The organism is Alteromonas naphthalenivorans, assembly GCF_000213655.1.
Classification (GTDB): Bacteria; Pseudomonadota; Gammaproteobacteria; order Enterobacterales; family Alteromonadaceae; genus Alteromonas; species Alteromonas naphthalenivorans.
Map to the genome: position 1 here is coordinate 441532 of NC_015554.1, position 12420 is coordinate 453951.

Genomic DNA, 12420 nt, shown 5'->3' on the forward strand with positions numbered 1-12420 from the left:
CCCAGTCTGGCGCAAAGGGCTCTAGCGGCGAGGGTAAACATAGGGCATCAGCAAAACTTTCAAAATTCAAAACAAGCTATTCAAATGATCAATGTGGCAATTCCAACAGTATAACTAGAAGATAGATAAAGAAGGTACATGTATATGTTTCAACGTCGTTATTCCACTTTAAAGCTCGTCATCGTATTGGGAATATCACTTGTGGTTTTGTCGAAAAATGTGCTGGCGCAAAGCGTGCCTGATTATGTCACCAAACAAGTGCCCGAGGCGCAAGTTGTGGGTAATGCAATGTTTACGTATATGTTTTGGGACGTGTACGACGCTACGCTCTATGCGCCGAAGGGACAGTGGCAGTCTGACGCTCCTTTTGCATTAAAGCTTGATTATCAAAGAAGTCTAGACGGTAAAAAGATAGCACAGCGTTCAGTAGATGAAATGCGTAAGCAAGGTATTAGCGACGAAGCAATGTTAAGTGAATGGCGAGACAAAATGGCGGCGCTTTTCCCCGATGTTGAAGACGGTGACGTGATTACCGGTGTGGCTACCTCAGACCAAGCCAGTGAGTTTTATATCAATGGTGAGCTAGCTGGCACTATTGAAGATACAAACTTCACGCAGTCTTTTTTCGACATTTGGCTGTCAGAAAAAACCTCTGAACCCAAATTACGCAAGGCCTTGTTACAAAAGTAATAAGCCCATTCTTTATTAATTATGGGCAGCGATTCTAAGCGCGTTAAAAAGCTTATCAAATAAGCTCAAGAATAAAGACTATAAACAAAAATATTAGCTAAAAATATCAGCTTAAAGCATCAACCTATATAAACAAAAAGCGCACAGCAAGCGCAGTGAACGGCATTCATTTGGCGAAATATTTATTAAAAAAATAAGTCGCTAAGCAGGCAGCCATATAAACCAAAATCGAGGTCATTATGAAATTTATACAGCGCACGGTATTAGTCGGGCTTTTATCTTGCCTTACTCTTGTAGCCGGATGTTCTACATCGGTAGATGGCAATACTTACAAACAAGTTTCACCCACGTTTAATATTGAGGAATTTTTTGCTGGCAACGTTCGGGCTTGGGGCATAGTACAAAATCGTTCTGGCGAAGTGGTTCAGCGCTTTGTGGTAGATATTGAAGGTAAAAACGAGGGCGGTACATTAACGCTAGATGAAACATTCACCTACGGGGTAGGTGAAGGGCCAAAAACTCGTACGTGGAAAATTGTTAAACAGGCCGATGGCACCTACGTGGGCAACGCGGGCGATATTGATGGCCCTGCAACAGGCAGTTCATACGGCAACGCATTTAACTTTCATTACAATATGGACTTACCGGTTGATGATACAACCTATGCAGTTACCTTCGATGATTGGTTTTGGGCATTTGACGATAGCGCCATGATGAACCGCTCATACATTAGAAAATTTGGCGTGGTAATGGCTGAGGTGACTATTTTTATGCAGAAACAAAGCTAGTGTCGATTTAACAGTTTATCAAAGCATTACCATCAAAGCATTAACGGGGGAAGGTGAATACTACGCCCAACCCGTGACCTTGCATAAGCGGGTCGTGCACGAACCAGAGTTTACCTTTGTGCAGTTTAATAATTGCCGAAACAAGCGATAACCCCAACCCGTTCCCTTCACAGGTTCTGCTTTTATCAGCTTGGAAGAAACGACGTTCTAAACTATCAAGTTCATGTTCATCAACACCTTTTCCATTATCGTTCACGCTGATAATCACATGGGAAGACGTGGCGGTAAGTTGTAGCGTAACGGTTCCGCCATCAGGCGTGTATTTTATGGCGTTATCTAGCACATTCGCTACTGCTTGAAACAGTAAGTTTGGATCGCCGTAGAACTGAACTTTTGACAGCTGACTAATTAGGTTAATATCACGGTCTTCGGCCAATGGCTGATATAAATCCTCTACATCAATAATCATTTCACTTAGCTCGGTTTCACAAAACCCTTCTTTTTTGTGAACCGTTTCTAGTTTGCTAATTCGCAAAAGACTGTTGAACATATTTAAGAGTTTGTCAGCTTCGTAGGTAGTTTCGTGGCGTAGTTTCTCATCACCAATATGTTCTAAATTATTGCGTAAGCGTGCCAACGGTGTACGCAAGTCATGGGCAATACTGTCGCTTACCGACTTTATATTGTTCACCGCACTTTCAATGGTATCGAGCATATGATTGAACACAACAGCCAGTCGACTTAAATCATCCCAGTTGCTGTCTATTTCCAAGCGTTCTTCTAAATTACCAGTACGAATAATGTAATCAGCAGTTTGTGCCATGCGGTTAATACGCTTAACTACGTAAAGTGCGACCGCAAAGCTTATGGCACCCAATACGCATAGCAAGGCAATAATTATCCAACCAAACGTTTTTCCTAACCACTGTGCACTGTATAAATCATCGATATTCCGGCCAACAAACAAAGAATAACCTTCTAGGTTTACTTCCTCGAAAAGAATGCTGTTGGTTGATTCAGAAAAGGAATAGCGGGTGCTGTCTTGCGCGATACTCTCTTTTTCGCCGCTCAGTACGGGCAATTTAATAATGCTTGTGAAGGGAGTACCAGCGTCAACACTTTCACCCATGGCAATAGGCCACATTGGATAATTGCCTGCTACTATCTGGTTTTCGCTGTCGCGAAGAACCACAATTAAACGAGATGGCGTTAAGGCGTGGGAGGTGTCGGTTAGGTTCGAATCTGACGAAAGGCTTGGTGTGGTTCTCGCTTGAATGTTACTAATAACCGCATCAATACCCACTTGCTCATGCAATAGCGTAAACGCATAAGTTTCAGCATCAACCGCAGCGCTTGCCTCACGAATAAATACGTCACTACTGGCAAGACGCCAGAAGTAAACGATAAATAAAATAGCAACAAGCGCTAACGAGGTAAGTAATACCCCAACTCGAAAACTAGAGCTTCGGGTGAAATTGCCTATTGCTAACACACAACCGGATCCGCAATTCTATAACCCGTGCCTCTTACCGTTTCAATAAGAGGGACGTTAAATGCTTTGTCTACTTTTTGACGCAAACGGCTGATATGCACGTCGATAACATTGGTTTGCGGGTCGAAGTGATAATTCCAAACTTGCTCCAATAGCATGCTACGAGTAACGACCTTTCCTTGATGGCGTAATAAGCACTCTAGTAACTGGAACTCTTTTGATTGTAAGTCTATTTCGGTATCACCGCGTTGTACTTTCCTGTTAACAAGATCAAGCGTGAGGTCGCCCACTTTGATAAGTGTTTTATCACCGCTTTCACGTTCTCTTCCTGCTAACCCTTCAACACGGGCGAGTAGTTCTTCAAACGCAAAAGGTTTGGTTAAATAATCGTTGGCGCCTGAACGTAAACCCCGGACTTTATCTTCTACTTGGCTTTTCGCACTAAGCAGTAGCACAGGGGTAAGCACGTTATCTTTTCGTAAACGTTCTAAGATGGTAAAGCCGTCTAACAAGGGAAGCATTACATCTAGTACAATAACATCTACATCATCGGACAAAGCTTCAGCTAAGCCTTTTTCGCCATCACGCGCCGCAACGCAGCTGTGCCCTTCACCAATAAATCCTTTTTCAATGTGAGCGGCAACCTTGGGATCATCTTCAACAAGTAGCACATTCATGATTTTGGTACTTCTAATTAATGGAGTTAAATATCAGTGTTTATACATACAATCTATCGTGTTGCGATCACTTTGGGTTGCTATCAGCACCCCTATTAAAACGGACATTAGCGTTATATGGCGTAAAATGTTGAATGTCCCCACGAGCACATTTCACCTGAACTTCGTGCCAGTATTCTGGGGTCATTAGGTCGCCATGCAACGACTTCAAAATATCCTTAAGTTTCCGTTTTCCAACAATAAAATGTTCAAACTGCTCAGGGAAGACATCGCTGGGACCAACCGACAACATGTCCATCGCATAAGGGTCATCTGATTTGGGTAGCGCCCTAAAATGACGTTCGTTCATTAAACATATTTCATCATAGTCGTAAAAGATAACTCTGCCATGTCGGGTTATACCGAAATTTTTATGCAGCATGTCGCCAGGGAAAATATTCGCCATGGCTATTTGTTTAATACAAAGCCCTAACTCGTTTAATGCGCTGCGTACTTTGTCCTCATCTTCTTCTTGTTGAAGATACAAATTAAGCGGAGTCATCTTACGTTCTATGTATAAATGCTTAATGACCAGTTCGTCATCGGTAAATTCGAGACTAGAAGCGCAGGTTTCTTTAAGTTCTTCGATTAAAAGAGGGTCGATACGAGACAAGGGAAAGCGAAAGTTAACGTATTCATGGGTGTCTGCCATTCGTCCCACACGATCGGACATTTTTACTAACCGGTAGCAGTCTTTAACATGCTCTCGGGTGATCTTCTTACTTTCGGCAAACTCATCTTTGATAATTTTAAACACTACCCCGTAAGAGGGCAGGTGAAACACCATCATCACCAATCCTCTAATGCCTGGCGCGGCCTCAAAGTGATCGTCGGTGGTATCCATATGATCGAGAAAATTACGATAAAACACTGTTTTCCCGTGCTTGTAATGACCTAGCGCCATGTAAAGCTCAAAGTGTTTTTTGTTGTGTAATAGTTCTTGAAGGAACGCCGCCACTTCTGCTGGGTTTTGGGTGTCTGCCATGAAGTAGCTTCTGGCAAAACCGAAAATAACGCTTAAATCACTTCTGTCCGTGAGTAATGCGTCTACAAACAGGGTGTGTTCATCACTGCGTTGTAAAGAGATTACAAAAGGGAGGGTTTCTTCTGGCATGCATATTCTGCCAATAAGATACGCCGATTTTCCTCTAAAAAACGTGGGTTTTAGCAGTTCCACAGTATGAACACTGGCCAATTGCTGTGTGGTTAATCGCTTTCTAAGTGCTTCTTCAAGGTTTTGCATGTCACGTTCGTAATCTTCAAAAGGGATGCCGTAGCGATAGATTTTGAAAATAGACACGTACATCTCGCGTACCGTGGTGGTGGTATCGAAGCTGTGAATGACTTTATCTCGGTCTTGGCCGGGTAAAAAGCAGCGACTTGGCAATACAAACATCATGCTGTTGTCGATTTTGCGGTGTTTGAATAAACGTCCAATCACAGAATTATAAAAGGTTTCGGCTAGCTCAAATTGCGGGTGGCCTTCAAGTTGTCGTGCGAAAACCTTCTTGAGGTCTTGCCAAAACTCGTCATTTTTTTTATGAACTTCGGTTAAATGGTAAACATCGGCAACGGCATCTGAAAGGCTTTGTTCATAGATGGTAATACGCTCTTTTGAAGCGAGCTGAATTTCTTTCCATTGGCCTTGCTCAAACCGCGATTGGGCACCTCTAGTAATTCGCGTAAACCAGCGATAGCTCTTATCAAAATGAGAAAGAATTTGATAAGCAACTTTTTTAGAAAGGGTTACATCCAGCATAATTTAACCTTAAACAATAAGTGATATTCAATGCAGTGCAATGTGCTTTGTATTTATATTTGGCTGCATATACCTTCTAAAGTAACAAATATTTACGATAAGCTACTGGAAAATTGACCTAAAAGTGTTTTTTTATACTTTCGTTTAATATAGTCTTATCCCTACTTTCTTCATCCATGTTTTCGACAATAGACGCATTGCTTTGAGTTCCTTGTGGCGATATACGTACTTGTAGATGACTAAGAGTTGACCATGAGCTTTAACATTCTGATTTGTGATGATTCGGCGCTAGCAAGAAAGATGGCGCGCCGTAACTTGCCCGATGGATTAGCAAGTGAAATTTATGAAGCATCTAATGGTGTGGATGCGCTTGAGATAATGGGGCATCATCGCATTGATTTAGTGCTGCTAGATTTAACCATGCCGATACTCGACGGGGTAGGCGTGCTTGAAGAAATAAAGCGCCGAAAAATAGAAGTGTTTGTAGTGGTCATTTCAGGTGATATTCAGCCGGTGATGCAAAACCGCGTGATGGAACTAGGCGCGCTGGCATTTATTGAAAAGCCGCTAAAACGACTGCCATTAGAAACTACCTTGAAGCGCTACGGATTTATTCTGCCAGAAACCATGGCGTGTTAAATAAACATCTTCACGGGTAATGATATTGGGTGTTCATGCACTTATAAATACCAAAAAAGGAGCTCATATGAGCTCCTTTTTGCTTTTAGTTTTGTGTTAACTTTTGTCGCGCTAATGAATGCTCATGTTAGTCAAACCAGTGGCGAGTTCTATTCGCGAACCATACCAGCGATAACATAACTGGTACTTCAACCAGCACACCAACAACGGTTGCTAGGGCAGCACCACTATGTAAGCCAAATAAGGATATGGCTACTGCAACGGCTAATTCGAAAAAGTTAGACGTACCAATCATGCAGGCAGGTGCTGCAACATTGTGTGGTAGCTTCATTTTTTTCGCTGCAAAATACGCTATCGCAAATATACCGTAGGTTTGAATAAGAAGCGGTATCGCGATAAGCACGATGTCTTGAGGCTGGGCTAAAATTGTTTCTGCTTGAAAGCCAAACAGCAATACAATGGTAATTAACAGCCCAAGTACCGAAAATGGCTTAAAGCGTTCAATAATTGCCGTTACCGCTTGCTCGCCCTTTTTTTCCATCTTCTTACGTGTGATAACACCAGCGATGAGCGGCAATACCACATAGAGCACTACAGATAGGATCAAGGTATTCCAGGGTACTGTGATATCGGTAACACCCAGTAACATAGCCGTGATAGGGGCAAATAAGATAATCATTATCAAGTCGTTAATAGAGACTTGAACTAAGGTGTAGTTTGCATCGCCTTTTGTTAAGTGGCTCCATACAAATACCATGGCAGTACACGGTGCTACACCTAGTAAAATCATACCCGCGATATATTCAGTGGCCGTTTGTGGGTCTACCCAATCGGCAAAAATGCCTTTGAAGAATAACCAGCCAAGTAGCGCCATTGTGAAAGGCTTTATCAACCAGTTCACGACTAAGGTAAGTACCAGCCCTTTGGGCTTTTTACCCACATCTTTTATGGATGAAAAATCAATTTGAATCATCATTGGGTAAATCATGAGCCAAATTAGTACAGCAATTACCAAATTTACGTGAGCATATTCAAGGCTAGCTACTAGCGCAAAGAAGTCTGGAAAAAGACTGCCGACGGCTACACCTGCAATAATACAAAGTCCTACCCATACGGATAAGTATCGTTCGAAAAATCCCATGAGACAGTGTCCTTAATGACGTTAATGTCTTTAAAACTTACAATCTGTTGTTCACAGTATTGTTTAAATCGTTTTTTGGTTGACCCGCTTGCTCAATTCCTCTGCGCTTTCAACGCGCTCAGAATAGCGATTAACAAGATGATCTTTGTTGTCGCGGGTCAGCAGTGTAAATTTCACCAGTTCTTCAACCACATCCACGATGCGGTTGTAGTAAGAAGAAGGCTTCATACGGCCATCGTCTTCAAATTCTAAAAAGGCTTTTGCCACCGAAGACTGGTTAGGTATGGTCAGCATGCGCATCCAGCGACCAAGCACACGCATTTGATTCACTGCGTTGAATGATTGAGAGCCACCACTGACTTGCATTACGGCTAAGGTTTTCCCTTGAGTTGGACGCACCGCGCCAATGCTTAATGGTACCCAGTCGATAATACTTTTAATAATGCCTGTCATACTGCCGTGACGTTCAGGCGAGCACCAAATTTGCCCTTCAGACCACATCATGATCTCGCGAAGCTCTTTTACTTTTGGATGGGTGTCATCTTCCGTGTCTGGTTGTGGCAACCCTCTAGGGTCAAAAATCTTAGCTTCACAACCATAGTACTCAAGCAGGCGTGCGCTTTCTTCAATGACTAAACGGCTGTAAGAGCGCTCTCTTAACGAGCCGTAAAGTAACAATATGCGCGGTTTGTGTTCAGAATACGTTTTTGCGAAGTCGTCTGCTGTAGGTGCAGGCGCAACGCTTGTCACTAAGTTATCAGAAGGTGATGTTTTTTCTGACATTACTGAGCCCCTTTTTCCTGAAGCGCCTTTTTAACGTCTTCGATAGCAAGGTTACGAGATGCAATATCACTTAATACGGCAACGCGGCTTTCAATAATATCGATGGAGTTGTAGAACGCTTGGGCTTTGTCTTCTTCACTACCTTCTAATTTCGAAGGATCTTCAAGACCCCAGTGCAACTTAAGAGAATTACCAAAATACACTGGGCATGCTTCACCCGCTGCTGAGTCACACACGGTAATGACGATGTCAGGCTGGTAGTCTTCAAAGTCGTCCCAAGACTGGCTTTTAAGCCCATCGGTACTATAGCCACGCTCGGCAAGGTACTTTACTGACAACGGATGTACTTCACCCACAGGCTGGCTTCCCGCACTGCGCGCTTCTAAAGATGAATTGCTTGAAGCATTAGTAATGGCTTCGCAAAGGATGCTACGGCAACGGTTGTGCGTGCAGATATACAATATTTTCATTACAAAAATCCTGATGGTTTACGTCACATATTTGAAAAAAGTAAGAAGGGCGTTTAACAGCCCGCGTCACATTTAAGGTTGTTTAGCGCATCGCTAATATAGTCAGCGTTGTTTGTGGCAGATAAATGAATCACTTCTTTGGCCCATGCAGGAAGCGCTGGGTTGAGGCGGTAATAAACCCATTTACCACGTCGGTCGTCAGCCACTAGCCCGCATTTACGTAAATCGGCCAGATGACGGGATATTTTGGGTTGGCTAAGATTGAGCGCGTCGGTTAAATCACACACACAAAGTTCGTCTTTAACACAAAGCATAAGCAGTGTTTTTAGCCGAGTTTCTTCCGCTAAACATTTAAACAATGAAAGGGGTGAAAGCGAAACGCATGAAGTAGAAGTTGCTGCAGTCATCATTTATCTCAAATACGCTAAATCATATATGTTGGTATCGTATATGAATTTTCGTATATGTCAAACTCAAATGAAGTCTTACTATGCTCTTGATGATGTCGCTACCAAGATGTAATTAGAAATTATTGTTCAAGAGGCTCTACCTGAGGCGTTACAGAGGTAACGAGTTGAGCATTGTGGGTTTGGTTAAAGTCATCTATGACGGAATTAATAAATTGAAACCAGGTTTGATTCGGTTGCCAAATTGCCAGTAAATCTTGTTTAGCCGATAGCTCTGATTCACCTAATGCGGTAATGCGGTACAAATAGGTAAATACGGCACCTCGCCAATTCAATTTACAATGAGTAAGCACCTTATCATCGGCTGAATTTGCTTGAGCCATATAGCCCGTATACTCTTTGAAATTAGCGAGGGTAGGGTGTTCCCATTCAACTTGAATATTGTGATAGTCAAGCGATAGTGCTTCAACCATTAGCTGTTCTTGCCCTCGCTCGCCGGGAATGAGATCTATAACCCTACCTATCCCTTCGTCTTTCAATAATTGAAAATGCGCAGCAGAAGGCAAACCTGAGCTAACCATACGGTCGTTATTAACTTGATAGTTGGTAAGCGAATTGAGTGATATTTCTGGGGCTATAATGCCCTTTTCCTTCGAAATATCGCTAGTAACAGTTACTGTACTACCTACTGATGAGCTTGTATTTATAAGTGCTATTGCTACAACCAAGAATGAAGAAAGGAAACTTGTTGTTTTACGTCTCATAGCCATCACCGCTAGCAGGTAGTATTCATGTTTAAGCCCAGACTGCGCCAAATCGAGAATAAATTCAATGGTAATTTTGGTCAAAAAACCTTCAGGCGCTAACTCTGGCTTTAGGATTAAACAACGTAAAATACTTCCTACTTAGCCAAATGATAAAAGGGACACCGATTAAACTTGGCAATACCCAGCTTCCTATCTGAAGCAAGGGGAGGCTTTGAAATAGGTTGCGACCACCGAAAGCGAAAAATGCAGTATAGGCTCCAATGCCTGAGCCAATAATATGCCCGATGTGTTGAATGACCCATGCTCCTTTAGCAATGTCTTTTTTGAATGCATATCGCACAATGCCAAAGCTGTTAAATAGTGCGATAGGCGCAAAAATTTGAGTCAGCGTGATGTTGTATTTTATGCCTTGGTATAGCGCGATACTGGCTACAACAAATAGTGCAGTAGGTAACCATAAATATTCAACCTTCCGAAGCTCACCTCGGTTAACTTTTACCTCTAAAACTCTTTTAGCGTGCCTGACATTGTTCCAAACCAGAAGGCTTAGCATGAGCAAGAAAATATACTGGCCTTGAAGATAAGCAAGAAAATACTCAACAGATTCAAAGTGCGCCGGCATCGTCGGAAAGATGAGAAGGGGAGCAAGCAGTACTAATGATGAGCTAACTACACCACTGACTGATGTCAGCGTCATTGTGGCTAGGTAAACATTACCTACCTTTTTATGTTGTTTTCCGCCTTTTTTGGTAAAACATGGCCCCCAAAAAAGTAGCAGTGAAATTGCACCACAAATAATGTGAAATAGAACGATAGCGCTGTGAATGTTTTGCATGACTTACACCTTAAATATTTGATGTAGCCAGTTTGCCGATATCTTCTTTTTAGTATTAGTGCCGAAGGTCACAAGATAAAAAGTGACTTTTGGCCTATGTATTTTTCGTCGCTTAAGTTAATAATAGGTTTATGAAAATACTCAGTTTTATGAATATAGAGCGAGCAAGCGCCTTAGTAACATGGCTGTTTGTGAGTAGCTCTGCGCTTTACTACGCATTTAGTCAATATGGTGTCTCATCCCACAGACCGTGGTTGATTGTTGCCGCAGCAGTTGGGCTAGCGCTGTGCTTTAGTGTGGTAACTAGGCGGGACACGTCGCTTCCTTCTTGGCGTATTCCGCTATTAATTGTAATGTACTTATTGGCAGTAGGGAGTTTGCTTTTACTGCCTTACAGTTATCTCGCTATATACTTAGTGGTATGGTCGGCATTGCTACCTTATTACTTAGGGTGGAGAAAATGTTTGGCTGTTTCAGTATTAGCGGCTTTACCTTTAGGGGTGATACACACCTTCTATTGGCAAGATCCCTACGCATGGCTAACGGCCGCACTGTTTTGGACATTTAATTTATTTGCCATGATGATGTCGAATGTAGCTATTAAAGAAAAGTCCGCCAGAGAGAAATCTGAAGCACTAAATCGACAGTTAACCAGTGCCCAGCAACTCATTCACCAAGCTGGGCGACAAGACGAAAGGCTGCGCATTGCCAGAAATATACACGATGTATTAGGGCACCACTTAACCGCGCTTACCATCCACTTGCAGGTGGCTTCACATAAAGCCAAAGGTGCTGGGGAAGATGAAGTAAAGACCCACGTAGACCAGTGTCACAGCTTAGCAAAGTTGCTTCTATCTGATGTGCGAGAAGCGGTTTCTGATATTCGCGAAAACGCCCCATTAGATTGGCAGCAAGCGGTAAGGGCATTATTTAAAGACTTACCGCGCCCAAGCCTTCAATTATCTATTGCCGATAATGTCAGCATTGAAGATGTCACGACAGCAGATATCTTACTTCGCTGCGTACAAGAAAGCTTAACCAATACCATTAAGCATACGCAGTCTGCGCAATTACAAGTCACCTTAGATAAAAGCGAAAAAGGGTATTCATTAACGCTGCAAGATGAGCAAGTGCCTACGGCAAAAACAATTCAGTTAGGTAATGGGTTGACGGGGATGTCGGAGCGAATTGAAGAGGCAGGTGGTTCGGTGAAATTTAGTTTTAATAAACATGGGTTTTTTACGCATGTGTTGTTGCCGGAGCCAGTATGAGTATTCGTGTTGTATTAGTTGAAGATCAAATGTTAGTGCGACAAGGGATACGCTCCTTGTTGGCATTGGATGATAGTGTAGAAGTCGTGGCCGAGTGTGATGACGGTGCTTATGTTATTGATGCACTTAATGCTAATAGTGCAGATATTGTATTGATGGATATTCGAATGCCCGAGATGACGGGTATTGATGCTTTGCGTGCAATGCGAAAACATAACATTGATACCCCCGTTATTATGCTAACCACATTTGACGATCATGAACTGGTTACTCAAGCGATGCAGTCGGGGGCGAAAGGGTATTTGCTTAAAGATGTCTCACTTGAAACCTTAATTGACGCAATTAAATCCGTCGTTAATGGGGAAACCCTTATTCAGCCCAGTGTTACCGAAAAAGTACTAAAAGGGTTGCAAGGGTTAGAGGTTAGTTTCGAGTCATTTGAACAACCAGAAACCTTGAGCCCAAAGGAAATTGAGATCTTACGTTTAGTGGCCGCTGGCTACAGTAATAAAGAAATATCTGAAGCTATGTTTAAATCAACCGGTACGGTTAAGAATCAAGTGTCTGCCATTATGGCGAAAATGGGCGTGAGAGATAGAACACGAGCCGTGCTAAAAGCGCTAGAGTTAGGGTGGTTATAAATATAAAAAGGCCTGCATTAG

14 protein-coding genes are annotated in these 12420 nt (G+C 42.6%); 5 read left to right on the forward strand and 9 right to left on the reverse strand.

Features of this window, described 5'->3' with window-relative positions:
- Positions 1 to 138 precede the first annotated feature (138 nt).
- A complete protein-coding gene (locus AMBT_RS01860; protein WP_232363175.1) occupies positions 139 to 690 on the forward strand; it encodes a chalcone isomerase family protein in 552 nt (183 codons plus the stop codon).
- Between the two features lie 239 nt (positions 691 to 929).
- On the forward strand, positions 930 to 1478 hold the full coding sequence (locus AMBT_RS01865; RefSeq protein WP_013782871.1) for a DUF3833 domain-containing protein: 549 nt from the start codon (positions 930 to 932) through the stop codon (positions 1476 to 1478).
- A gap of 40 nt (positions 1479 to 1518) precedes the next feature.
- Here the strand turns inward: AMBT_RS01865 and AMBT_RS01870 are convergent, their stop codons facing one another.
- From AMBT_RS01870 to aceK, 3 genes are all read right to left on the reverse strand, one after another.
- Positions 1519 to 2970: a sensor histidine kinase gene (locus tag AMBT_RS01870; protein WP_013782872.1), complete on the reverse strand. Its 1452-nt coding sequence runs from the start codon at positions 2968 to 2970 to the stop codon at positions 1519 to 1521.
- Positions 2964 to 3647, reverse strand: coding sequence for a winged helix-turn-helix domain-containing protein (locus tag AMBT_RS01875; protein WP_013782873.1), 684 nt, complete (start codon positions 3645 to 3647; stop codon positions 2964 to 2966). The genes AMBT_RS01870 and AMBT_RS01875 overlap by 7 nt, the downstream gene beginning before the upstream one ends.
- A gap of 67 nt (positions 3648 to 3714) precedes the next feature.
- Entirely contained in the window at positions 3715 to 5445 is a 1731-nt protein-coding gene (aceK, locus tag AMBT_RS01880; protein WP_013782874.1) for a bifunctional isocitrate dehydrogenase kinase/phosphatase, read from the reverse strand.
- 252 nt (positions 5446 to 5697) lie between these two features.
- On the opposite strand from aceK, the gene AMBT_RS01885 reads away from it, so the two are divergent.
- Positions 5698 to 6084, forward strand: coding sequence for a response regulator (locus tag AMBT_RS01885; RefSeq protein WP_013782875.1), 387 nt, complete (start codon positions 5698 to 5700; stop codon positions 6082 to 6084).
- A 127-nt stretch (positions 6085 to 6211) separates the two neighbouring features.
- Here AMBT_RS01885 and arsB read toward each other — a convergent pair whose 3' ends face one another.
- The 6 genes from arsB to AMBT_RS01915 form a co-directional block, all read right to left on the reverse strand.
- A complete protein-coding gene (gene arsB, locus AMBT_RS01890) occupies positions 6212 to 7225 on the reverse strand; it encodes an ACR3 family arsenite efflux transporter (protein WP_013782876.1) in 1014 nt (337 codons plus the stop codon).
- Between the two features lie 63 nt (positions 7226 to 7288).
- Positions 7289 to 8008, reverse strand: coding sequence for an arsenical resistance protein ArsH (gene arsH / locus AMBT_RS01895; protein ID WP_013782877.1), 720 nt, complete (start codon positions 8006 to 8008; stop codon positions 7289 to 7291).
- The gene (locus AMBT_RS01900) at positions 8008 to 8478 is read right to left on the reverse strand and encodes an arsenate reductase ArsC (protein WP_013782878.1); all 471 of its coding nucleotides are present in this window, start codon (positions 8476 to 8478) and stop codon (positions 8008 to 8010) included. Before AMBT_RS01900 ends, arsH begins: the two co-directional genes overlap by 1 nt.
- Positions 8479 to 8531: 53 nt before the next feature.
- A complete protein-coding gene (locus AMBT_RS01905; RefSeq protein ID WP_013782879.1) occupies positions 8532 to 8885 on the reverse strand; it encodes a metalloregulator ArsR/SmtB family transcription factor in 354 nt (117 codons plus the stop codon).
- Positions 8886 to 9007: 122 nt separating this feature from the next.
- Positions 9008 to 9733: a protein tyrosine phosphatase family protein gene (locus AMBT_RS01910; protein WP_013782880.1), complete on the reverse strand. Its 726-nt coding sequence runs from the start codon at positions 9731 to 9733 to the stop codon at positions 9008 to 9010.
- 7 nt (positions 9734 to 9740) lie between these two features.
- Entirely contained in the window at positions 9741 to 10487 is a 747-nt protein-coding gene (locus AMBT_RS01915) for a hypothetical protein (protein WP_013782881.1), read from the reverse strand.
- A gap of 131 nt (positions 10488 to 10618) precedes the next feature.
- Here AMBT_RS01915 and AMBT_RS01920 point away from each other — a divergent pair, with 131 nt between their 5' ends.
- Positions 10619 to 11758, forward strand: coding sequence for a sensor histidine kinase (locus AMBT_RS01920; protein ID WP_013782882.1), 1140 nt, complete (start codon positions 10619 to 10621; stop codon positions 11756 to 11758).
- The gene (locus tag AMBT_RS01925) at positions 11755 to 12399 is read left to right on the forward strand and encodes a response regulator transcription factor (protein ID WP_013782883.1); all 645 of its coding nucleotides are present in this window, start codon (positions 11755 to 11757) and stop codon (positions 12397 to 12399) included. The genes AMBT_RS01920 and AMBT_RS01925 overlap by 4 nt, the downstream gene beginning before the upstream one ends.
- The last annotated feature ends 21 nt before the right edge of the window (positions 12400 to 12420 follow it).

What these genes read in the sequence shown, in the direction of transcription:
- aceK (WP_013782874.1), bottom strand. Translation starts at nt 5,445, where the DNA reads ATGCTGGATGTAACCCTTTCTAAAAAAGTTGCTTATCAAATTCTTTCT.
- AMBT_RS01925 (WP_013782883.1), top strand. Translation starts at nt 11,755, where the DNA reads ATGAGTATTCGTGTTGTATTAGTTGAAGATCAAATGTTAGTGCGACAA.
- AMBT_RS01905 (WP_013782879.1), bottom strand. Translation starts at nt 8,885, where the DNA reads ATGACTGCAGCAACTTCTACTTCATGCGTTTCGCTTTCACCCCTTTCA.
- arsB (WP_013782876.1), bottom strand. Translation starts at nt 7,225, where the DNA reads ATGGGATTTTTCGAACGATACTTATCCGTATGGGTAGGACTTTGTATT.
- AMBT_RS01920 (WP_013782882.1), top strand. Translation starts at nt 10,619, where the DNA reads ATGAAAATACTCAGTTTTATGAATATAGAGCGAGCAAGCGCCTTAGTA.
- AMBT_RS01885 (WP_013782875.1), top strand. Translation starts at nt 5,698, where the DNA reads ATGAGCTTTAACATTCTGATTTGTGATGATTCGGCGCTAGCAAGAAAG.
- AMBT_RS01900 (WP_013782878.1), bottom strand. Translation starts at nt 8,478, where the DNA reads ATGAAAATATTGTATATCTGCACGCACAACCGTTGCCGTAGCATCCTT.
- AMBT_RS01915 (WP_013782881.1), bottom strand. Translation starts at nt 10,487, where the DNA reads ATGCAAAACATTCACAGCGCTATCGTTCTATTTCACATTATTTGTGGT.
- AMBT_RS01875 (WP_013782873.1), bottom strand. Translation starts at nt 3,647, where the DNA reads ATGAATGTGCTACTTGTTGAAGATGATCCCAAGGTTGCCGCTCACATT.
- AMBT_RS01865 (WP_013782871.1), top strand. Translation starts at nt 930, where the DNA reads ATGAAATTTATACAGCGCACGGTATTAGTCGGGCTTTTATCTTGCCTT.
- AMBT_RS01860 (WP_232363175.1), top strand. Translation starts at nt 139, where the DNA reads ATGTATATGTTTCAACGTCGTTATTCCACTTTAAAGCTCGTCATCGTA.
- arsH (WP_013782877.1), bottom strand. Translation starts at nt 8,008, where the DNA reads ATGTCAGAAAAAACATCACCTTCTGATAACTTAGTGACAAGCGTTGCG.